The sequence below is a fragment of the Exiguobacterium flavidum genome (genome assembly GCF_003344535.1).
Classification (GTDB): Bacteria; Bacillota; Bacilli; order Exiguobacteriales; family Exiguobacteriaceae; genus Exiguobacterium_A; species Exiguobacterium_A flavidum.
On record NZ_QPKS01000006.1, the window covers coordinates 50,215 to 70,070 of the forward strand.

Annotated in this window: 26 protein-coding genes; all 26 read right to left on the reverse strand. The window is 54.0% G+C overall.

All coding sequences use genetic code 11. The features are described 5' to 3' along the window. Entirely contained in the window at positions 1-768 is a 768-nt protein-coding gene (gene fliR, locus DFG60_RS07150; protein WP_114571066.1) for a flagellar biosynthetic protein FliR, read from the reverse strand. Further along, a complete protein-coding gene (fliQ, locus tag DFG60_RS07155) occupies positions 765-1,037 on the reverse strand; it encodes a flagellar biosynthesis protein FliQ (RefSeq protein WP_114571067.1) in 273 nt (90 codons plus the stop codon). Before fliQ ends, fliR begins: the two co-directional genes overlap by 4 nt. A gap of 11 nt (positions 1,038-1,048) precedes the next feature. After that, positions 1,049-1,717, reverse strand: a complete 669-nt coding sequence (gene fliP, locus DFG60_RS07160) for a flagellar type III secretion system pore protein FliP (RefSeq protein ID WP_114571068.1) — start codon at positions 1,715-1,717, stop codon at positions 1,049-1,051. After that, positions 1,714-2,202 (reverse strand): flagellar biosynthetic protein FliO, encoded by a 489-nt coding sequence (locus DFG60_RS07165; protein WP_114571069.1) that lies wholly within the window; start codon positions 2,200-2,202, stop codon positions 1,714-1,716. The genes fliP and DFG60_RS07165 overlap by 4 nt, the downstream gene beginning before the upstream one ends. Further along, positions 2,199-2,564: a response regulator gene (locus tag DFG60_RS07170; protein ID WP_114571070.1), complete on the reverse strand. Its 366-nt coding sequence runs from the start codon at positions 2,562-2,564 to the stop codon at positions 2,199-2,201. Before DFG60_RS07170 ends, DFG60_RS07165 begins: the two co-directional genes overlap by 4 nt. A 30-nt stretch (positions 2,565-2,594) precedes the next feature. Then, on the reverse strand, positions 2,595-3,701 hold the full coding sequence (gene fliY / locus DFG60_RS07175) for a flagellar motor switch phosphatase FliY (RefSeq protein ID WP_114571071.1): 1,107 nt from the start codon (positions 3,699-3,701) through the stop codon (positions 2,595-2,597). Between the two features lies 1 nt (position 3,702). After that, positions 3,703-4,686, reverse strand: coding sequence for a flagellar motor switch protein FliM (gene fliM, locus DFG60_RS07180; protein ID WP_114571072.1), 984 nt, complete (start codon positions 4,684-4,686; stop codon positions 3,703-3,705). A gap of 9 nt (positions 4,687-4,695) precedes the next feature. Further along, the gene (locus DFG60_RS07185; protein WP_114571073.1) at positions 4,696-5,145 is read right to left on the reverse strand and encodes a flagellar basal body-associated FliL family protein; all 450 of its coding nucleotides are present in this window, start codon (positions 5,143-5,145) and stop codon (positions 4,696-4,698) included. Continuing rightward, positions 5,120-5,356 (reverse strand): flagellar FlbD family protein, encoded by a 237-nt coding sequence (locus DFG60_RS07190; RefSeq protein ID WP_114571074.1) that lies wholly within the window; start codon positions 5,354-5,356, stop codon positions 5,120-5,122. The genes DFG60_RS07185 and DFG60_RS07190 overlap by 26 nt, the downstream gene beginning before the upstream one ends. Continuing rightward, a complete protein-coding gene (locus tag DFG60_RS07195) occupies positions 5,353-6,324 on the reverse strand; it encodes a flagellar hook-basal body complex protein (protein WP_114571075.1) in 972 nt (323 codons plus the stop codon). The genes DFG60_RS07190 and DFG60_RS07195 overlap by 4 nt, the downstream gene beginning before the upstream one ends. A gap of 1 nt (position 6,325) precedes the next feature. Continuing rightward, positions 6,326-6,805 (reverse strand): flagellar hook capping FlgD N-terminal domain-containing protein, encoded by a 480-nt coding sequence (locus DFG60_RS07200; RefSeq protein ID WP_114571234.1) that lies wholly within the window; start codon positions 6,803-6,805, stop codon positions 6,326-6,328. Then, positions 6,798-7,841, reverse strand: coding sequence for a flagellar hook-length control protein FliK (locus tag DFG60_RS07205; protein ID WP_114571076.1), 1,044 nt, complete (start codon positions 7,839-7,841; stop codon positions 6,798-6,800). The genes DFG60_RS07200 and DFG60_RS07205 overlap by 8 nt, the downstream gene beginning before the upstream one ends. Before the next feature lie 15 nt (positions 7,842-7,856). After that, a complete protein-coding gene (locus DFG60_RS07210) occupies positions 7,857-8,396 on the reverse strand; it encodes a MotE family protein (protein ID WP_114571077.1) in 540 nt (179 codons plus the stop codon). Next, complete coding sequence (locus DFG60_RS07215; RefSeq protein WP_114571235.1) at positions 8,393-8,827, reverse strand: flagellar export protein FliJ; 435 nt, start codon at positions 8,825-8,827, stop codon at positions 8,393-8,395. Before DFG60_RS07215 ends, DFG60_RS07210 begins: the two co-directional genes overlap by 4 nt. An 11-nt stretch (positions 8,828-8,838) precedes the next feature. Continuing rightward, the gene (gene fliI, locus DFG60_RS07220) at positions 8,839-10,152 is read right to left on the reverse strand and encodes a flagellar protein export ATPase FliI (RefSeq protein ID WP_114571078.1); all 1,314 of its coding nucleotides are present in this window, start codon (positions 10,150-10,152) and stop codon (positions 8,839-8,841) included. Next, a complete protein-coding gene (locus DFG60_RS07225) occupies positions 10,145-10,849 on the reverse strand; it encodes a FliH/SctL family protein (RefSeq protein ID WP_157964500.1) in 705 nt (234 codons plus the stop codon). Before DFG60_RS07225 ends, fliI begins: the two co-directional genes overlap by 8 nt. After that, positions 10,842-11,849: a flagellar motor switch protein FliG gene (gene fliG, locus DFG60_RS07230; protein ID WP_114571080.1), complete on the reverse strand. Its 1,008-nt coding sequence runs from the start codon at positions 11,847-11,849 to the stop codon at positions 10,842-10,844. The genes DFG60_RS07225 and fliG overlap by 8 nt, the downstream gene beginning before the upstream one ends. Positions 11,850-11,853: 4 nt before the next feature. Beyond that, positions 11,854-13,425 carry a flagellar basal-body MS-ring/collar protein FliF gene (gene fliF, locus DFG60_RS07235; RefSeq protein ID WP_114571081.1) on the reverse strand — a complete coding sequence of 524 codons (1,572 nt, stop codon included), beginning with the start codon at positions 13,423-13,425 and terminating at the stop codon, positions 11,854-11,856. A gap of 28 nt (positions 13,426-13,453) precedes the next feature. Next, positions 13,454-13,741 (reverse strand): flagellar hook-basal body complex protein FliE, encoded by a 288-nt coding sequence (gene fliE / locus DFG60_RS07240; RefSeq protein ID WP_114571082.1) that lies wholly within the window; start codon positions 13,739-13,741, stop codon positions 13,454-13,456. A 14-nt stretch (positions 13,742-13,755) separates the two neighbouring features. Next, positions 13,756-14,154, reverse strand: coding sequence for a flagellar basal body rod protein FlgC (flgC, locus tag DFG60_RS07245; RefSeq protein WP_114571083.1), 399 nt, complete (start codon positions 14,152-14,154; stop codon positions 13,756-13,758). Positions 14,155-14,156: 2 nt separating this feature from the next. Next, entirely contained in the window at positions 14,157-14,519 is a 363-nt protein-coding gene (flgB, locus tag DFG60_RS07250; RefSeq protein WP_114571084.1) for a flagellar basal body rod protein FlgB, read from the reverse strand. A 255-nt stretch (positions 14,520-14,774) separates the two neighbouring features. Beyond that, positions 14,775-15,554, reverse strand: coding sequence for a GTP-sensing pleiotropic transcriptional regulator CodY (codY, locus tag DFG60_RS07255; protein ID WP_114571085.1), 780 nt, complete (start codon positions 15,552-15,554; stop codon positions 14,775-14,777). Between the two features lie 15 nt (positions 15,555-15,569). Next, a complete protein-coding gene (hslU, locus tag DFG60_RS07260) occupies positions 15,570-16,937 on the reverse strand; it encodes an ATP-dependent protease ATPase subunit HslU (RefSeq protein WP_114571086.1) in 1,368 nt (455 codons plus the stop codon). Further along, positions 16,930-17,481, reverse strand: a complete 552-nt coding sequence (gene hslV / locus DFG60_RS07265) for an ATP-dependent protease subunit HslV (RefSeq protein WP_114571087.1) — start codon at positions 17,479-17,481, stop codon at positions 16,930-16,932. Before hslV ends, hslU begins: the two co-directional genes overlap by 8 nt. 13 nt (positions 17,482-17,494) lie before the next feature. Then, positions 17,495-18,376, reverse strand: a complete 882-nt coding sequence (locus tag DFG60_RS07270) for a tyrosine recombinase XerC (protein ID WP_114571088.1) — start codon at positions 18,374-18,376, stop codon at positions 17,495-17,497. Between the two features lie 174 nt (positions 18,377-18,550). Further along, complete coding sequence (gene trmFO / locus DFG60_RS07275) at positions 18,551-19,855, reverse strand: FADH(2)-oxidizing methylenetetrahydrofolate--tRNA-(uracil(54)-C(5))-methyltransferase TrmFO (RefSeq protein ID WP_114571089.1); 1,305 nt, start codon at positions 19,853-19,855, stop codon at positions 18,551-18,553. Between the last annotated feature and the right edge of the window lies 1 nt (position 19,856).

Sequence of the window (19,856 nt, forward strand, 5' to 3'; positions counted from 1 at the left end):
TTATCCTCCTAACAGCTGAATCGCATCCGCGAGCGCATGCTGGAGGAGCGGAACGAAACGTGAAATCGCCGTGATGGTCGCTCCGGCGAGCAAAAACAGCAGACCGTATCCAATCAGTAGCTTGACCGAGAAACCGATGGCGAATATGTTGAACTGCGGTGCGGTCTTCGCGAGAAAACCGAGAGCGAGATCGACAAGAAACAAGGAGACGACGAGCGGAAGCGCCATTTGAAGCGCCGTCAGCATCGCAAGCCCGATGATCTTGACGACGAGACTCATCCCGGCCTCACCCGATATCGAGAGCGCCTCGCCTGGCGGGAACACGAGAAAACTCGTGTAGATCCCGTCGAGCAGAATAAGGTGCATGTCAGAGGCGAGCAGGACGAGCAACGTCAACATGTAGTAGAAGCGACCGACGATCGGCGATTGTCCGCCGAACATCGGGTCATACGCCGACGCCATCGCGAGACCCATCTGCAAGTCGATGATCGACCCTGCGATTTGAGGCGCATATAGGAGCAGACTCGCGATCAGTCCGAGCGCGAGACCGACGATGACCTCTGTCCCCATCCGGAAGTAGAAATCGGCATCTGTCACGTGGACCGCCGTCTTCACCGTATAACTCGAGAAGTAGGCGAGCGCTGCCGCGATGGCCAGCTTATGCTGAGCGGGAAGCTGTTTTGATGAGAACAGCGGTGCTGCTACGAAGAAGCCGACCGTCCTGCCGAAAACAAGCAAAAAGACGCTGACGAAGGAAAGCAGGTTCATTTCCTTGAGACCTCGACGATTTGCTCAAAGATTTGCAGCGTGAACGTCTCGAGCTCCTGCATGATCCACGGACCGAAGAAGATGAGCGAAAGAAATACTGCGACGATCTTCGGGACGAAAGACAATGTTTGTTCCTGGATTTGTGTCGTCGCCTGCAGGATGCTGACGAGGAGACCGACGACGAGCGAGACGAGCAAGAGCGGTGCCGAGACCTTGAGCAGCGTCCAGACAGCCGAACTCGCGAGTTGTATGATCATTTCTTGCGTCATCGTGATTCCTCCTATTGCATGCTGACGAGCAGCGATTCGACGATCAAGTGCCATCCATCGACCAGGATGAACAGCAAGAGCTTGAACGGTAAAGCGATCATGACCGGCGGCAACATCATCATCCCCATCGACATCAGGACGCTCGAGACGACCATGTCGATGACGAGAAACGGGATGAAGATCATGAAGCCGATCTGAAAGGCCGTCTTCAGCTCGCTGATCGCATAAGCCGGTACGATGGCGACGAGCGGGATATCTTCAACCTTTTCAGGTTTTTCATACTTGCCGTACTTCAAGAACAGTTCAAGATCATTCGAGCGGGTATGCTTCGCCATGAATCGCTTCATGATGTCTCCTGCTTCGTCGAACGCCTCATTCTGCGAGATATCGTTGTTCATGTATGGCTTCAGCGCCTGCGTATTCAAGTCGCTGATGATAGGCGACATGACGAACAGCGTGATGAAGAGGGCGAGACCGATGAGCAGCTGGTTCGGCGGCGTCTGTTGTGTCCCGAGTGCTGACCGCACGAACGAGAGTACGACGACGACGCGCGTGAAGCATGTCATCAGGATGAGCAGCGAAGGTGCGAGCGACAAGAGCGTCAGCAGCACGAGCAGTTTGACCGAGGTCGCCGTACCTGAAGGCGTATCGAGTGAAATCAAGCTTTCGATCGTGTTCATTCGCGACCTCGATTCTGGAACTGTTCGAGCTGCGCCTTGAACGTCTCGACGAATGGTGAGTTCCTTTTCGTCTCGACTGTAGGCGCATCTTCAGCCATCGATGCCCATTCGAGATCATCCTCGATCGTATCGATGAGCTCGACGTTCTGCCCTACCCCTACTACATAGATTTTCCCTTGAACCCGAACGAGCTGGACGGAACGGTCCTTCCCGAGCGGTACTCCGCCGAGATGGGCCATCTTCCCAGTCTCTCTTACGCCGCGCGTCCGCTCGTTCAGCCAACGGACGACGAGCAGGAACCCGCCGAGCAGGACTGCGAGCGTGACGACTACCTTGATGATGGTGACGAACGTCGACGACCCTTCGACCTGTTCTGTTGTCGGTTCACTCTTCTTGTTGTTCAGCATCTCATCGACCGTCTCTGCCTGTGCCGGGGCACTGAGCAGAAACAGGATGAGACAGGTCAGAAAGGTCAATTTCTTCATGACGATACTGTCTTAGCAACCGCCTCGAGTACGCGGTCCGCCTGGAATGGCTTGACGATGAAGTCCTTCGCCCCTGCCTGGATGGCATCGATGACCATCGATTGCTGCCCCATTGCCGAACACATGATGATTTTCGCTGCAGGATCGAATGATTTGATTTCCTTAAGTGCCGAGATGCCATCCATTTCAGGCATCGTGATATCAAGCGTCACGAGGTCTGGCGAGAGCTCCTTATATTTCGCGACCGCGTCGCGGCCGTTTTCAGCCTCACCGACCACGTCATATCCATTCTTCGAGAGAATTTCCTTAATCATCATTCGCATGAAAGCCGCATCATCTACAATCAAAATTTTTGTACTCATTCCATTTCCTCCTCAAAACATTCGTAGTCGTTAAAACATTCGTAGTCGTTCTTTTGGATTGACGATCTCAGTGATTCTGACACCGAAGTTTTCTTCGATCACGACGACTTCTCCCGTCGCGATCAGTGTGTTGTTGACGAACACGTCGACAGGTTCGCCGGCAAGCTTGTCGAGCTCGATGATCGATCCTTGCGTCAGTTCAAGCACATCCCGGACTGACTTGCGCGTCCGCCCGAGTTCGACCGTGACGTTCAACGGGACGTCATACAGCATTCCGATGTTCCCCGGCGTACCGCCTTCGACCGGACTGTCTGACAGCTGGCCGAATTCGACCGGGCTCACGTCGACTGCCGGTTTCGGCGGCGCAGGCGGAAGTTGTTCCGCTCGTTGCGGCTCCGGACTTGCCGGTTTCGCTTCAGGCTGCCGGACTGGGCTGCTCGCCGGCTTTGGCGTCTCTGACTGTTGCGTGCTCAAGCTGAAAAGCTTTTGGATCAGCTGTTTCGAGAAATCGACCGGTGCGAGCTGGACGATCTTGGAATCGATCAGGTTTCCGATTTTCAGGTTGAACTCGATGATGACCATCTTGTCCCAAAGGTCGAAGCTGTCGACGATGCTCTTCCCCTCTGAGAAGTCGAAAATCTCGACAGCCGGCGGTGAGATGTCGATTCGCATGGCGAAAACGGTCGACATCGATGTCGCTGCCGCTCCCATCATCTGGTTCATCGCTTCTTGGACGGCTGAGAGTGCGATCGGTTCCATCGGGACAGACTCGTCGATGATGCCGTCTCCTCCCATCATCAAGTTCGCGATGACGGTCGCGTCCCGTTGTGTCAGGATCAAGACGTTCTCACCTTCGAATCCTTCCGTATAACCGACGCGCAGAGCGACATGTGGAATCGGATAGCGGCTTCTCAGCTCATCCATCGAGATCATGCTGACCTGAGGCGTCGTGATCTCGACTTTTTGATTCAACAGCGCGGATAGCGCTGTCGCGGAGTTCCCTAGCGAGATGTTACCCACTTCTCCGAGCGCATCGATTTCCATTTCGTCTAGGTTGGCTTGTTGCGTTGGTGGCGGAGTCATCGGCGCCCCGTTCAGCAACGCGTCGATTTCTTCTTGTGAAAGCATGTCGCTCATGTTATTCCTCCTCAATTCGATCTAATACTTGTAAGGCGAGATGCTTCCCGTTCAGGCCTGGCCGCGCCTTAAACATTTTACGGTCATCGACGTATAATTCGACCGGGTCTGTCGTACGTGCCTGAAGGGCTAAGCAATCGCCTACCTCGAGGTGTAACAACTCACCAAACGAAAGTTCCGTCTGGCCAAGAACAGCTTTCAAATCGACGATCGACCCCATCAACTGAGCCTCCATCTGTTCCGTCTGGTGTTCCTCGACGGTCCGCCGCTTCTCTTGTTGCATCCAGAAATGGCTTGACAGCTTCGAGATGATCGGCTCAAGCGTGACGAATGGCAGACAGATGTTTAGCGTACCGCTCACTTCGCCTACTGTGACATATAGAGACACGAGGATGACTGTCTCATTCGGCGAGACGAGCTGAAGAAACTGCGGATTGACCTCCAGTTCCGCATACTCCGCATCGATTTCAGCGATCGAGTCCCAGGCACTTCCATATTGTGAGAAGGCCTTGCGGAAAAGTTGTGTCATGATGCGTGTCTCGATTTCGGTCAAGTTCTCGATTTTGTTCATCCCGAGTCCCGGTCCGCCAAGCATCCGGTCGAGCATCGCATAGGCGATGTTCGGATTGACCTCGAAGATGATGCGTCCGTCGAGCGGATGCAGATGCACGAGATTGAGCATCGTCATGTTCGGGATGGAATGAATGAATTCGTCATAAGGCAGTTGCTCGACCGTATTGACGGTAAACTGGACGTATGTACGGAGCTGAGCAGAAAAGTATGTCGTCAGCATCCGTGCGAACTGTTCATGGATCCGCGTCAGGCTGCGCAGTTGATCCTTCGAGAAGCGAAGCGCCCGTTTGAAGTCATAGACCTTGACGCGCCGCTCCTCCTCTTGGCTTCGTATTTCGTCGACTTCCATATCACCGCTCGAGATGGCAGAAAGCAAGGCGTCGATTTCATGTTGTGATAAGACTTCGCTCATGCTGACACCTCATTGGATGATTTTTTTCGTCGTATAGACGCGCTGGACGTCGCCCTCTTCAAGGAGTTCCTTGAACTGAACTCGAAGTTTCTCTTCAAGTCGGGCCATGTCCTGCTTTGAATCCAGGTCTTTCTTCTTCATCTCAGCAAGATTGCCGAGAATGATGTTGTGAATCTGGAACTTGCGGAGCTCGAGCTCCGTCTTCGTTTTTGCGTCGTCCGTCACGATCGTGAACTGGACGTTCAGGAATCGTTCGTCCGCGATGTTCGTCGTCAGATCGTCCGTCGCGAAACTCCGTTCAGCAAGTTCCTCGCCCGTCGGCTGCTTGACCGCCGCCTTCGGCTCTGTCTCCATCCAGAGATATTGATAGACCGCATAACCTGCGCCGACCATCATCGCAGCGATCACGATCAAGAGCAGCGGCAGGCGCAATTTACTCTTCTTTTTCTCTTCCTCCATCTTCTTGCCTCCTTCCGGCGTTCATCCGGATCAGTCCGATTTGCTGATAAAATGCGATCGTTGCCTCCTGCACCTGCTCGATCGTCTCGCGGACGACGTACGTCTGTCCGCCGACGAGCTGGATCGTCGTGTCTGGCGTCGCACGGACCGCCTCGATCAACAAGGCATTCAGGACGATTGGCGTCCCCCTCAGCGCTGTCAGGCTGATCATCGTTTCAGATTGACGAGCTCTTCTAGCACTTGGTCGGACGTCGTGATGATTCGCGTGTTCGCCTGGAATCCGCGCTGGGCGATGATCATCTCTGTGAACTCCTCAGACAAGTCGACGTTTGACATCTCGAGTGTTCCTGATGTGAGCTGACCGAGTCCACCTGCGCCTGGAGTACCCGGTACCGGCGTTCCTGAGTTCTGCGATTGCGAGAACAGGTTGACGCCTGATTTTTCAAGACCACCCGTGTTCGAGAAGTTCGCCATCGCGATGTATCCGGCATTATTGAGCTTGCCCGCATCATCGATGAACGTAACGAGTCCGTCTTTCCCAATCGACAGGTTACGTGCCGTACTCGGAATTTCGATTCGGATATAAGGATTTCCGGGTGCAGTTCCCGTGGTATAGGTTGCGACGCCGTCTGCATCATATCCAGTAGATCCAGCAGGCTTCGATACCAAGCCCAATGATCCTGAATTAGTTGGCAGTGGGTATGCATTCCCAGTCGCATCCTTGACCGCATCGGCCTTTACTTTTCCAGCACCAGCTGCAACCGCTTTTACCCCGATCAAGTAATTTCCGTCACCTGTCACGAGATTCCCCTCGAGGTCCGTATAGAAGTTTCCTGAACGCGTGAACTGGAGTCCGTCCGCCGTCATGACCTGGTAGAACCCTTCACCGGAGATTCCGATGTCGAGCGTGCGGCCCGTGTTCTGGAGCGCCCCTTGGTTGAAGACGTTGTCTACCGTCGCCATCGAGGCACCGAGACCGACTTGTTTCGGGTTCGTCCCGCCGACTCCGCCGCCTGCACCGGATGCAGATCCGACCGATTGGTTGACGAGGTCTTTGAAGGTGACGCGGCCTTTTTTGTAGCCGAACGTATTGACGTTCGCGATGTTGTTACCGACGACGTCGAGCTTAGACTGGAAGTTCTTCAGTCCACTGATTCCTGAGTACATAGAACGCAACATGTTATTTTTCCTCCTTGAGTGTGATTTCGTTCAGTTCATAGACGCTGACCAGCTCACCATTTCCGAGCTCGGCGATGACATCCACTCCGTCCCGTTTGACGCTCAGGACGTTCGATGTCCCGCTGACCGTCTTCGTCGATTCGTTTCCCTGGTCATCGACCTCCGTCGTCTCGTATTCATATGAGACGTTCTTGCCGATCAGATTGCTGTAGGAGAGAAGACTTCCGGCATGTTGATTCAGGTTCATCGTCTCGATGCCCTTTCCGATCGCCTGCATCTGCTCGAGCGAGGAGAATTGAGCCATCTGTGCGATGAACTCCTTGTCCTCCATCGGCGCAGTCGGATCCTGGTTCGACAGCTGGGCGATGAGTAGCTTCATGAACATGTCCTTGTCCATCTTATTCGTCGGCGCCGCCTGCTCTTTCTCCGGCAAGCGGTAGCTCTCAATCGATTTCGCGACTGACGGGTTGATATTAGTCATCATCCTCTTCCTCCTCGCTCTCCTGGTCGGCTTGCTGTTCCTGATGCTCGGCATCTCGTCTTCGGTCGTCGAAAGTCTCACGTCCGAAATCCTTGACGTTCGAGGCGACGATCCCCGTCTCGATTCGTGTCTGCGGTGCATGTTGTTGAAGCATTTGCTGCAGTTTTCCTAGTTGCTGCTCGATTGCCTGTTTGACGGATTCCGTCGCCGTGAACAGTTTGACCGTCAGCTCGCCATCTTTTCTTTCCAGCTGAACGACGAGTTCACCAAGCTGCTCCGGATACAGACGGATCGACAGGCGTGTCGTCCCGTCTCTTCCCTGCGTGAATGGTGCTTTCGCTAAGGCAGCCTCGATCTTTGCGCGAAGACGATCGTCAAAGCGCGGATCGTTCAGATCGAGTGCTTCCTTTGCCGGTCTTTGCGCAGTCACCTGCATCTCAGTCTTCGCTTCTCCTCTGCTTACAAGGCCGATTGAGTCCTCGGTGTCCGGTGCCGTCTCCGGTTCGTTCGTCGCCTTCTCTAACACAGTGCTATCCTTAACCCGCGGCGTGTTGAGGGAGACGGTAGGCATCATCCTTGCGGTCTCTTTCGCGGGCTCCTTTATTGCAGTCTCCCGCTTTGGCGCAAGGACGTTCGTGATGATCGCCGGAAGCGCCTCTTTGATTTGAAGTGGAAGTCGCTCGAGCGTCTCGAGACTTCCTGCGATTTCTCCTTGCTCGACTTGATGGAGCCACTCGATCACGTCTTCGACGGATTCCGGCTCTTGATCAAGGAGCAGCTGGAGCTCTGGTGTATCGAGCAGTTGCTTCGCAAGACCGGGTTTCCCTTCAATTTCACTCATGAGTGCGATGAGCTGATCATTTGATGTTTCGCCTTCAGATTCTTTGGGAATCAATTGTGGTATCAGGTCGCTCTGTGGCGAGATCGATGTCAATAATTGAAGCATCGACGCGAACTGACCGGCAGGTTGCCCGGCAGATGGTCCCTTCTTAGTTGTCGTCTCTGCTGTCTGTTGGATGGGTTGGATCGTATTCACCTGACTCCTCCTCCCTCAATTCGCTATCAGTTGCGTCAAGGCAGCCGCTTTCTTCGGATCCATCTTTCCAATGATCTCGGCTTGCGTCTCAGCGTCGACGTCCTCAAGGATGGCCACGACCTCGGTCGGGCTAAGCTCATTGAGAATCATAGCCGCCTGCTTCGGTGCCATCTCAGAATAGACGTCTGTCACCGTCGCTTGCTTCTTTTCTTCAACTGTCTCTTCCGCTGCCGGAGCTGCGCTCTCGGTCGGAGTCTTCTTCAACCGGTCGCGCTCGGCGATCAGTCGGACGACTTCCTGTTCTTTCGCTTTCAGGATATTCGTCTGATCTGCCAGCTTCGTCCGCAGTTTCTTGATTTCCGCGTTCGCGATCTTCAAGCGTTCATCATCATTGTCGTTTGATTCAATCGTCGCAGTCTGATCAATCGGCAAGGCGAACAACGGTCTGCCGTTCGCGTAGTTGAGTACTACATACACAGCCAGCAGGATCAGGACGAGCGGGATGATGATCAGTGGGATGAGCCACTGTTTTGATGTCTTTGACTCGTTGTTCATGATGTCCGTCCTCTTCCGAACTGCAGTAAAGCGAGTTCATCTAATTGTTCTTGTTCGAGCAGTCCGGCAGCGATGCGCTCGTATTCGAGCTTATTCTCCTGGAGCCGGGTGAACTTCTTCTCCTCGATCATCGCCGTCTTCAACTCTCCCTGCGCCCGCTCATACTGATTGCGAGCTTGCGTCACGAACAGTTGTTGCCGTTCGATCTGCTGTTTGACGACGTCCCTTGCCCGCTCCCGGTACTGGGAGATCGCAAGTTCCACTTTCCCCGTCTCGTTTTGAGCCTTCTGGAACGTCTCGTACCGGACGAGCAGGTGATACAGCTTTTCGACTTCCTGCTCATACCGTTTCTTTTTTTCCGCCGTCGCCTTCGCGACGCGGTCCTTTTCCGCTTCCGCCAAGGGAATGATTCGTTCGTAGATCGTCTTCACCATGGACCTCCTTAGCGGCTTGCTGCAAACAGTGCGGTGAGCGCTTCATCGAATGAGCTTTTCTCTTCGACACGCTGCTTCAAAAATTCAATCAATTTCGGATATTTTTCGACGGCTCTGTCGATTTCCTGATTCGTTCCGCTCTTATAGGCGCCGATGTTGATCAGGTCCTCTGCATCGAGATAGGTCGACAACAATTGTCTGAACAGGATTGCCGCTTCTTTTTGTTCGGGATCTGTGATTTGGTTCATGACCCGGCTGATCGAGCGCAGGACGTGAATCGCCGGATACTGTCCCTTGTTCGCAAGACTGCGATCGAGGACGAAGTGCCCGTCGAGAATCCCCCGCACGGCATCCGCAATCGGTTCGTTCATGTCGTCACCGTCGACGAGTACCGTGTAGAATGCTGTAATCGACCCGGCCGTCGTTCTGCCGCTTCGCTCAAGTAACTGCGGAAGCAGTGCGAACACGCTCGGGGTATACCCTTTCGATGCAGGCGGCTCTCCGGTCGCGAGTCCGATTTCCCGTTGCGCCATCGCGAACCGGGTGACGGAATCCATCATCAGGACGACGTTCTTGCCTTGATCCCTGAAATATTCTGCTATTGCGGTCGCCGTGTAGGCACCTTTCAGCCGGACGAGCGGCGGTTGATCACTCGTGGCTACGATGATGACCGACCGGCTCATCCCTTCAGGCCCAAGCTCTGCCTCGATGAATTCCTTCACTTCCCGTCCACGCTCACCGATCAGGGCGATGACGTTGATGTCCGCCGTCGATCGTTTGGCGATCATTCCGAGAAGCGTCGACTTCCCGACCCCGGAGCCGGCGAACAAACCGACCCGTTGTCCCTTCCCTACAGTCAGCAAGCCATCGATTGCGCGTATGCCGGTCGAGAGGACTTCGTCGATTCGCGGACGCTCGAGCGGGTTTGGCGGCGTCTTGACGATCGACGTCGTATCTAGCTTCGAGAGATCCTCGCCGTCGAGCGCTCGTCCGAGCCCGTCTAGCACCTTGCCGATCAATCCTTCACCGACAGGTACGTGAAGCGGTTTCCCTGTCGCGATGACATCTGATCCCGGAGCAATCGCCGTCGTCTCACCGTAAGGCATCAGCAGGACGTTCCCGTCCTTGAAGCCGACGACTTCCGCTTCGATACCAAGGCCGTTACGCATCCTGATCAAGCATCGCTCGCCGATCGATACGACCGTCGGACCGCTCGACTCGATCATCAAGCCGATGACCTGGACGACTTTGCCGGAGTGAACGACGAGTTCATCCGGCCGGACCTGTTCGAGCAGTGTTTGAACCGCTTCAAATCTACTCATCGCGAAGCACCGCACTGATCTTGTCCGACAGATTTGCGAATCCTGTCTCGACACCACTCGTGATGGCTCCTTTTTCCGACTCGATCCTAAAGTCATGTACCGGCAACGTCTCGTCGATCCGAAGACCGAGAGTGACTTCGTCCGGCAATATTTTCTTAAGACGATTTTCAAACCGGAGCACCTTTTCATATTGTTCCGGATGGACGAACAGGATCAGTTTCTCCCGGTCACGGAACTGGATGAGCAGCTTCTCGATCATCGACGCGAGCTTCTCGTCATCCTGCGTGAGTGTTTCATGGAGGAACTGCTTTGTTACAGCAAGCGAAAGCTCCAGCATCTCCTGCTCGAACGCGTCGATTTGACGCGCGAGGAGCACCTCTAGCTGTCCTGCGAACGTGTTCGTCGCCTCGATTCGCTCTCTGTACGCCTCTCTGCCGTCCTGTCGCCCTGCTTCGAATCCGTCAGCATATCCGCGTTCTTTCGCGAGCTCGAGGGTGCTGACCCGCTCCTGCTCGATTTGCTCACGTACACGCTCGACTTCTCGCGCGAACTGGATTCGTTCCTGTTCGAACTCTTCCATCAAATGATGCTCTTGTGAAACTTGTACTGCCGGTACCTCTTCCTGCCGTGCCTGCAGATGGACGATCGTTTGTGCCCCTCGTTCCATCACGGACTGACGCTTGATGACGTTAGACAACGATATCATCTCCTCCGCCGCGGGCGATCACGATCTCACCCATGTCTTCGAGGCGTCTGATGATACCTACGATACGACTCTGAGCTTCTTCGACATCCCGCAGTCTGACGGGTCCCATGAATTCCATATCTTCTTTGAATGTCTCGACCATGCGCTGTGACATGTTGCGGTAGACGATTTCCTTGACGTCTTCTGACGACACCTTGAGCGAGAGGAGCAAGTCCTCGTTCGTGACTTCCCGGATGATACGCTGGATGGCCCGTGCGTCGAGCGTGACGATGTCCTCGAAGACGAACATCCGCTTCTTGATCTCTTCTGCAAGTTCCGGATCCTGGATCTCGAGGGCATCGAGAATCGTACGTTCCGTCGTCCGGTCGACTCCGTTGAGCACTTGGACGACCGATTCGATTCCGCCTGATTGCGCGTAATCCTGCATGCCGGATTGGGAGAGATTACGTTCCAGGATCTGTTCGACTTCACTGATGATTTCCGGGTTCATCCGGTCCATCGTCGCGATTCGACGAGCTACGTCCGTCTGCGCCTCAGCCGGCAACTCCGAAAGGATCTGACCTGATTTCGCCGGATCGAGATGGGCAAGCACGAGGGCGATCGTCTGCGGATGCTCGTTCTGGATGAAATTGAGCAGCTGCTTCGGGTCGGCTTTACGTGCGAACTCGAACGGGCGTACTTGTAGCGTCGAGGTCAGGCGATAGATCAGCTCCATCGCCTTCTCTTCACCGAGCGCCTTCTCGAGGACCGATTTCGCGAACCCGATGCCGCCTTGCGTGATGTAGTTCTGCGCCATCGCCATGTCGTGGAACTCTGTCATGACGCCTTCCTTGTCCTCCGTCTCGATCCGCTTGATGCTTGAGATTTGGAGTGTCAACCACTCCATCTCCTCTTCTGATAGGTGTTTATAGACATTTGCAGCCACTTCAGGTCCGAGCGATATCATTAAAATCGCTGCTTTTTCCCGGCTGTTCAGTGCTAACTTCTTCATTTCCTCAATCCTCCGCTAGCCAAGTGCGTAACAATTTGACGAATTCATCCGGATTGGATTCAGCAAGCTTCTCCAGCTGCTTCCGTTTGACGGCACCTTCACTCTTGTCGTCCATATCGAGTTCAGGAATCTCCGTTTCAATCGGCACCCATTCATCCTGTTCCTCGAGTTGATTCGCTCTTCTGCGGCGCATCATCACGAAAATCGCTCCGATGATGGCGAGTGCCGCGGCTCCAACGACATACCAGACCCAGGTCGGTACGGTCTCTTCCGTCTTGACTTGCTCTGCTGTCACAGCGAACGGTCTCGACATGACGACGACCTTGTTCGCAAGTTCCGCGTCTGTCAGCGTCGTCTTCGCATCTTCTTTCGCAAGTGAAGTCCTAATGATCGAATACATCATCGTCTGCAAGTCTGCCTGGAGCTGGGCATCAATCTGTTGCTGTCCTTGCGGCGGTTCGACGATCAATTGGATTCCAAGATCACGAATCTCATACGGCGCGCCGCTGATCTGCTTCGTGATCCGGTTGACTTCATAGTTGATGATGTCATGCGTCTTCTCACTCGAGTCGCTCGTCGCTCCGTTCCCTTCAGGATAGTTGATCGTATCGTTCTCCCCAGTCCCTGCAGCACCTTCCGTCGCGCCGCCTGTGTAGGCTTCAGCGACCTTCTCGGCAGAAGTGACGATACCTTCTATTTTGTCCTCATCGACCGGTTCGACGAGTTTTTGTTCCTCTTGCCGCTGTGTCACGTCCATGTCGGCCGTGACGGAGACGAGTGCTTTCTGCGATCCGAGAACGACTGAAAGCATCTGTTGGATCTGCTGACGCAGATCCTTTTCCGTCTGCTTCTTCAGCTGCATCGGGTCCGTGCCGCCTCCGGCGATGCTCGTTCCCTTCACCGGTTCGTAGTATGTGAAGTACTGGTCCATGATCGTGATGTTCTCTTCACTGAGCTTCGGCACACTCTTCGCGATCAGGTGATAGAGCCCCTGGACCGTCTGCTGATTCAACTCTGAACCCGCCCCTGCCGTCAAGACGACGGAGACGCTCGAACTTTCCTCTTTGTCTGAAAGGAAGACGCTTTTCTCAGGCAGTGTGATCATAACCTTCGCGTCCTCGATCCCATTGACCTGTTTGATCAGGTTCTCGAGTTCAGTCTGCATCGTATCGCGTTCTAGGATGTTCATTTCCTTATCAGTCGTCCCGAAGCCCGCGTTCTCGCTGAAGAACGAATAGTCGATCTGACCTGACTTCGGTATTCCTGCCGTCGCAAGATCGACCTTCAATTGTTCCGCTGATTCCTCAGGTACTAGGATTGTCACTCCGGTCGCACCGCTGACGACTTCTGAGGCGATACCGTCCTCATTCAATTTTTCGGTGACTTGCCCCGCCTCTTCAGGAGACAGCTTCGAGTAGAGCGGTGTCATCGACGGTTTGCTCAACCAAATCACTGCCCCGATCACCACCGCAAGGAAGAGGACGATCGAGGAGAGGATCATCGCTTTTTTCGAAAGTGGCCATTCCTGCCACGCTTTTCTCGCGGAATCAAGCCGCGCCTTCATATTTTCGTTCATCTAGCATCTCCCACTCCTTCAGTAACGGTCACAGCTGCATACGCATCATTTCTTGGTATGCTTCCATTGCCTTGTTCCGTACCTCGATGGCAAGCTGCATAGAGAGCGATGCTTCTTCTGTCTTGATCATGATGTTATGTAAGTCCGTCGTCTTCCCCGTGGCCAAATCGACACGGGCTTGCGAAGAGACGTTCTGCTTCTCGTTCAGACCACTGATGGCATCGCTGAGCAACGCGCCAAAATCCGACGGTGTCGCCTTAGGCGCTTGCATCGACGAGATTCCCATCGTCTGAAATTGAATCGGTTGAATTTCCATGATGTCACTCCTCTTTATTTACCAATTTCCATTGCCTTGACGAGCATCGCCTTCGTTGCATTGAGCGCTGTCACGTTTGCTTCATAAGACCGTGTCGCCCCCATCATGTCTACCATTTCCTTCAACAGGTCGACGTTCGGCATCTTCACGTACCCGAGTTCGTCCGCATCCGGATGATTCGGGTTGTATTCGAGTTTGAACGGCTCACTGTCTTTTCGAATCTCACTTACCGTCACGCCACTCGCCGTCTCTTTCAGGACAGCGAGCTTCCGTGCATACGGTTGCCACTTCCCTTCGACGAGTTCACCGCGCGTCGTCTGTGCGTTCGCGATGTTCGACGATACCGTATCTAGACGCAGACGCTGGGCCGTCAATCCTGAGGCCGATGTATGAAAACCCGAGAACATGCTCATGCTCAACGGCCTCCTCTGATGACAGATTCAAGACCTGCATATTTACGATTGAGTTGCTCGACGAGCGCCTCATATTCGATTTGATTACGCGATAGTTCAGACATTTCAAGATCGATGTCGACCCCGTTCCCATCGTTTCGCATGTTAGATGAACGGTCGACGATTGATCCGTTCGATTCGATCGTCGTGTGGCGCTTCAGGCTAAGCTTCATTTGTGTATCGAGCACGTCATTGAATACGAGACGTTTCGCCTTATACCCTGGTGTATCCACATTCGCGATATTGTTCGCGATGACCTTCTGTGATGCGACGGTCCGCCCGATGGCGTTCGTCATCAAATTATAGTCCGATCCTAGCCAATTCATGCTTGAATACCTCCAACATTCGCAATATTGAAAAAACAATAGCACGGCTAACCGTAAGCGTTTAGTAACATATCTGAAATAATTGAAACAAATGGTAATGCTATTTGAAAGAAGTTTTTTTAAAATCAGGGGAATGGAAGAGTATAAAAGACCCCTTATATTGACATTTTTTATAAAAATGATTCGATTAGCCTATAAATAAAAAGGGCACGAGTGAAGTAGGTCCTTTCACTCATGCCCTTTCGGCGCATCTGTTCAGTTCGATTTCACCCGTTCAAGCTCGAACAGGAAATTATCGTTCAAAATCTTGATATACGTCCCTTTCATACCGAGTGAACGGGATTCGATGACACCTGCGCTCTCAAGTTTGCGAAGTGCGTTGACGATGACGGAGCGAGTGATTCCGACGCGGTCCGCGATTTTCGAAGCGACGAGCAGCCCTTCGTTTCCATCGAGTTCGTCGAAAATATGCTCGATCGCTTCAAGCTCGGAGTAAGAGAGCGAGTTGATCGCCATTTGGACGACCGCCTTCTTACGTGCTTTGTCCTCTGCCTCATGAGCCTTTTCGCGCAGGATTTCCATCCCGACCACTGTCGCGCCATATTCCGCGAGGACGAGATCCTCTTCATTGAAGTCGTCGTCGAGTCGTCCGAGAACGAGCGTGCCTAGACGCTCGCCGCCCCCGATGATCGGCACGATCGTCGTCTTCGACGTCTCGAACATCTCACGGTTCTCGACTGGGAATGCCGTATGCTCGCTGTCGATTTTGATGTTCGCCGTCGTCTCAGTGACGTTGAACAGATTTTTCGTATACTCTTCCGGGAACTGGCGATCTTCGAGGAATGAACGCATCCGGGCGTTCTCGATTTGCTGCTTGATTGCGAAACCGAGCAGCTTGCCGCGACGGCTGACGATGAACGTGTTCGCCTCCATCACCTCGCTCAGGCGATCAGCCATTACCTTGAAGTCGACATGCGTGCTTGCTTCCTGCTGCAGCATCGCATTTAGTTTCCGTGTTTTTTCCAATAGATTCATGATTTCTTCCTCCACTTATAAGATGAACTGACTCAGGTCACGATCATCTGCTACTTTACCGACACGCTCCGTTACATATTGGGGCGTGATCGTCACATCGGTCTCCGGCATGTCCGCCGCCTCGAACGATAACTCTTCGAGGACGCGTTCCATGATCGTATACAAACGACGGGCGCCGATGTTGTCCGTCTCGTCGTTGACTTGCGCCGCGATGCGTGCGATTTCCCGGATTGCTTCGTCCGTGAAATCGACATGGACCTTCTCGGCTGCAAGAAGTGCCTTATATTGCTTGAGCAGCGCCTGATTCGGCTCTGTCAAGATTTTTACGAAATCAGCTTCCGTCAGACTGTCGAGCTCGACACGAATCGGGAAGCGTCCTTGCAGTTCTGGGATCAGGTCGGACGGTTTCGCCATATGGAAGGCACCTGCCGCGATGAAGAGGACGTGATCCGTCTTGACCGGCCCATACTTCGTCACGACGGTCGATCCTTCGACGATCGGCAGGATATCCCGCTGGACTCCTTCGCGGGACACACCGGCGCTGTCATGGCCCTTCGTCGCGATCTTATCGATCTCATCGACGAAGATGATCCCCATCTGCTCCGCCCGGCGGACCGCTTCATCATGGACTTCGTTCAGATCGAGCAGCTTCTCCGCTTCTTCCGCTGTCAACAGCGGTCGGGCCTCCCGAACCGTCAATTGACGTTTCTTCGTCTTCTTCGGCATCATCTGACCGAGCATGTCCTGAAGGTTCGCGAGCCCCTCCATTCCCTGTTGGCCCGAGAAGAGGTCGACTTGTCGTTCCTCGATGTCGACTTCGATGACGCGATCCTCGAGTTCCCCGAGCAGGAGGAGCTGGCGCATCCGTGAACGGTCTGCCGTATCGTTCGCTGTTTCGGGTTCAGCCGTCTTCTGTCCACCGAACAACATCTCGAACGGATTTCCTCCGCCGCTCAGCGGATTCGATTTCTTGCCAACGAGCGCGTCGACGATTCGTTCGTTCGCTACAGCTTCGGCCCGGTCCTTGAGTGCCGCCTTCTTCTCCTCCTTGACGAGGCGAAGCGATGCTTCGACAAGGTCGCGGACCATCGATTCGACGTCTCGTCCGACATAGCCGACTTCCGTGAACTTCGTCGCTTCGACCTTGACGAACGGTGCACCGACTAGCTTCGCAAGTCGACGGGCGATCTCTGTCTTCCCTACTCCGGTCGGTCCGATCATCAGGATGTTCTTCGGCGTCACTTCTTCCCGCATCCCTGCCTCAAGCAGCTGGCGTCGATACCGGTTCCTCAGTGCGATCGCGACTGCTCTCTTCGCGTCGCCCTGCCCGATTACGTGTTCGTTCAACTTCTCTACGATCTGTCTTGGCGTCAATTCATGCATTCGCCTCTCCTCCAATCGTTTCGAGTATCACTTGATCATTCGTAAAGACGCACAGCTCGCCGGCAGTCTCAAGCGCAGCTTGCGCGATTTCCTGCGCCGTAAGCTGCGGTGCATGTTTTTTCAAGGCACGACCGGCTGCGAGGGCGTAGTTTCCGCCTGATCCGATGGCGAGGATCCCGTCATCCGGCTCGATGACCTCACCGTTACCGGAGACGAGGAGCAAATGGTTGCCGTCCATCACGAGCAGCAATGCCTCGAGTTGACGAAGCATCTTATCGCCCCGCCACTCCTTCGCGAGCTCGACAGCAGCCCGCTGAAGATTTCCGTTGTACATCTCAAGTTTCGCCTCGAATTTCTCGAACAGCGTAAACGCATCCGCAACGCTGCCGGCGAAACCGGCGATCACTTTTCCACCATAAAGTCTTCTGACTTTCTTCGCACTCTTCTTCATGATGACCTGGTTGCCGAACGTCACTTGTCCGTCCCCGCTCATCGCGGATTGTCCTTTATGTTGAATCGCGAATATTGTAGTCGCATGGAACATATGGTGTCCTCCCTTAAGCACGTGGGTGCGTTTGTTGATAGACGCGACGGAGCCGTTCGCTCGTCACGTGCGTATAATGGCCAGTAGTCGAGAGCGAAGCATGGCCGAGCAATTCCTGGACGGCCCTCAAATCCGCCCCCCGTTCGAGCAGGTCCGTCGCAAAGCTGTGCCTGAGGGCGTGCGGCGTCACGTGTTTCGAAAGAAGAGACTCGCTTCGCTTGAAAATTTTACGAACGGCGTCTGGTGTCAGCCTTCTCCCTGTACGGGAGACGAAAAGGGCCTTTTCCTCATTCGCGAACGCCTGACGTTCATCTAAATAACGGATGAGTGCTTCCTTAGCGAAGGAGCCGATCGGTGTGATCCGCTCCTTCCGGCCTTTCCCGTATACATGTAGAAATGACATATCGCCATCGAGGTCATCGATATCGAGCCCAGTCAACTCGCTGACCCTTATCCCCGTCGCATAGAACAGTTCAATCATCGCCACATTCCTGCGTCCGAGCGGATCGTCCGTCTCAAAGGCACCCAAGAACTTTTCATACTCCGACGGAACGAGGAATGTTGGCAGGTTTTTCGATTTTTTCGGTGCTTTCAATCCGTCGAACGGATTGATTTCGCGGGTATCACGCGTGATGAACCGGCCGAATTGCTTCAAGCAGGAGACCTTCTGCGCGATCGAGGCGCTCGAGAGCTGCTCCACTTCGTAAAGTGCATACAAATAACGCCGCGCGGATGCCAAATCAAATGGATCAAGGGCATGATCCTGGCAAAATGCGGCGTATTTTCGAAGTGTCTGATCATACGAACGACCGGTGTTCGGGGAAAGCTGGCGTTCAATATGCACATACTGCAAAAACGCTCTTCGCAGCTTCTCTACGTCCATATCTGGCCCCATTTCCGAACCCCCTTTTCGTTCTCGTCTCGAATCGCCCTTAGCATAGCACACAGTAAGTAGTCTGACAATAGAACCTCATTTAAAATAGACGAAATTATCGTTCTTTTTCGAAAAATCAAGAAAGGGGTAGAAAGGACGCGCTTAAAGCGCACCTTTCTCCCCTTTTGCCATTCATTAAAGCGAACGGTAGTCCTCGATCGATGCGAGGGCGCGTTCTGCGTAAAGAGCGTACTTTTCAGGTTTCTTCATCTTGACAGGGTGTCCTTCGAGTGCCGGAACAAGACCGAAGTTCGCGTTCATCGGCTGGAAGTGTTTACCCTCCGCTGTCGTGATGTAGTGCGCCATCGAACCCATCATCGTCTCTTTCGGGAAGGTGATCATGTCTTCTCCGAGCACGAGTCGCGCTGCGTTGATGCCGGCAGTCAAACCGGAGGCTGCTGATTCGACGTATCCTTCGACGCCTGTCATTTGCCCTGCGAAGAACAGGTCGTCCCGCATACGGGTCTGGTAGGTCGGCTTAAGCAGGCTCGGCGAGTTGACGAACGTGTTCCGGTGCATGACACCATAACGGACGATTTCAGCATTCTCAAGGCCAGGAATAAGACGGATGATCCGCTTCTGCTCGCCCCACTTCAAATGTGTCTGGAAACCGACGAGGTTGAAGAGCGTACCCGCCGAGTTGTCTTGACGGAGCTGAACGACCGCATAAGGACGCTTCCCGGTTTTCGGGTCCTCGAGACCGACCGGCTTCATCGGTCCGAACAAGAGCGTCTTCGGTCCGCGTGACGCGATGACCTCGAACGGCATGCAGCCTTCGAAGTAGATCTCCTTCTCGAATTCCTTGAGAGGGACGACTTCCGCCTTGATCAGTTCGTTGTAGAAGACCGTGAATTCCTCTTCCGTCATCGGGCAATTCAAGTAGGCTGCTTCCCCTTTGTCGTAGCGGGATTTCAAGTACACCTTCTCACGGTCGATCGTATCGCCGTCGAGAATCGGTGCTGCAGCATCGAAGAAGTAGAGATAGTCTTCTCCAGTGAACTCTTGCAGCGATGCTGACAGTGACTCGCTCGTAAGCGGTCCGGTCGCGACGATCGTCGGTCCTTCCGGGATCGCACCGATCTCTTCGTGATGGACTGTGATGTTCGGGTGGTTCTTCAACGTCTCCGTGACGTATCCGGCAAAGTCATGCCGGTCGACGGCGAGTGCTCCGCCAGCTGGCACACTTGCGAGGTCCGCCGCTTTGAGGATCAGCGAATCCAGGCGACGCATCTCTTCCTTCAATACGCCAACCGCGTTCGTCAGCTGATTCGCGCGGAGCGAGTTCGAGCAGACGAGCTCTGCGAATTGATCCGTGTGATGGGCAGGTGTCTGCTTCACAGGACGCATTTCATATAAATCGACTTGGACGCCGCGCTTCGCAAGTTGCCAAGCTGCCTCAGAACCTGCGAGCCCCGCGCCGATTACCGTTACACGTTTCAAC

Bases quoted from the DNA above. Each gene is read 5' to 3' on its own strand.
- fliR (WP_114571066.1), bottom strand. From the start codon at position 768: ATGAACCTGCTTTCCTTCGTCAGCGTCTTTTTGCTTGTTTTCGGCAGG.
- fliQ (WP_114571067.1), bottom strand. From the start codon at position 1,037: ATGACGCAAGAAATGATCATACAACTCGCGAGTTCGGCTGTCTGGACG.
- fliP (WP_114571068.1), bottom strand. From the start codon at position 1,717: ATGAACACGATCGAAAGCTTGATTTCACTCGATACGCCTTCAGGTACG.
- DFG60_RS07165 (WP_114571069.1), bottom strand. From the start codon at position 2,202: ATGAAGAAATTGACCTTTCTGACCTGTCTCATCCTGTTTCTGCTCAGT.
- DFG60_RS07170 (WP_114571070.1), bottom strand. From the start codon at position 2,564: ATGAGTACAAAAATTTTGATTGTAGATGATGCGGCTTTCATGCGAATG.
- fliY (WP_114571071.1), bottom strand. From the start codon at position 3,701: ATGAGCGACATGCTTTCACAAGAAGAAATCGACGCGTTGCTGAACGGG.
- fliM (WP_114571072.1), bottom strand. From the start codon at position 4,686: ATGAGCGAAGTCTTATCACAACATGAAATCGACGCCTTGCTTTCTGCC.
- DFG60_RS07185 (WP_114571073.1), bottom strand. From the start codon at position 5,145: ATGGAGGAAGAGAAAAAGAAGAGTAAATTGCGCCTGCCGCTGCTCTTG.
- DFG60_RS07190 (WP_114571074.1), bottom strand. From the start codon at position 5,356: ATGATCAGCCTGACAGCGCTGAGGGGGACGCCAATCGTCCTGAATGCC.
- DFG60_RS07195 (WP_114571075.1), bottom strand. From the start codon at position 6,324: ATGTTGCGTTCTATGTACTCAGGAATCAGTGGACTGAAGAACTTCCAG.
- DFG60_RS07200 (WP_114571234.1), bottom strand. From the start codon at position 6,805: ATGACTAATATCAACCCGTCAGTCGCGAAATCGATTGAGAGCTACCGC.
- DFG60_RS07210 (WP_114571077.1), bottom strand. From the start codon at position 8,396: ATGAACAACGAGTCAAAGACATCAAAACAGTGGCTCATCCCACTGATC.
- fliI (WP_114571078.1), bottom strand. From the start codon at position 10,152: ATGAGTAGATTTGAAGCGGTTCAAACACTGCTCGAACAGGTCCGGCCG.
- fliG (WP_114571080.1), bottom strand. From the start codon at position 11,849: ATGAAGAAGTTAGCACTGAACAGCCGGGAAAAAGCAGCGATTTTAATG.
- fliF (WP_114571081.1), bottom strand. From the start codon at position 13,425: ATGAACGAAAATATGAAGGCGCGGCTTGATTCCGCGAGAAAAGCGTGG.
- fliE (WP_114571082.1), bottom strand. From the start codon at position 13,741: ATGGAAATTCAACCGATTCAATTTCAGACGATGGGAATCTCGTCGATG.
- flgC (WP_114571083.1), bottom strand. From the start codon at position 14,154: ATGAGCATGTTCTCGGGTTTTCATACATCGGCCTCAGGATTGACGGCC.
- flgB (WP_114571084.1), bottom strand. From the start codon at position 14,519: ATGAATTGGCTAGGATCGGACTATAATTTGATGACGAACGCCATCGGG.
- codY (WP_114571085.1), bottom strand. From the start codon at position 15,554: ATGAATCTATTGGAAAAAACACGGAAACTAAATGCGATGCTGCAGCAG.
- hslU (WP_114571086.1), bottom strand. From the start codon at position 16,937: ATGCATGAATTGACGCCAAGACAGATCGTAGAGAAGTTGAACGAACAC.
- hslV (WP_114571087.1), bottom strand. From the start codon at position 17,481: ATGTTCCATGCGACTACAATATTCGCGATTCAACATAAAGGACAATCC.
- DFG60_RS07270 (WP_114571088.1), bottom strand. From the start codon at position 18,376: ATGGGGCCAGATATGGACGTAGAGAAGCTGCGAAGAGCGTTTTTGCAG.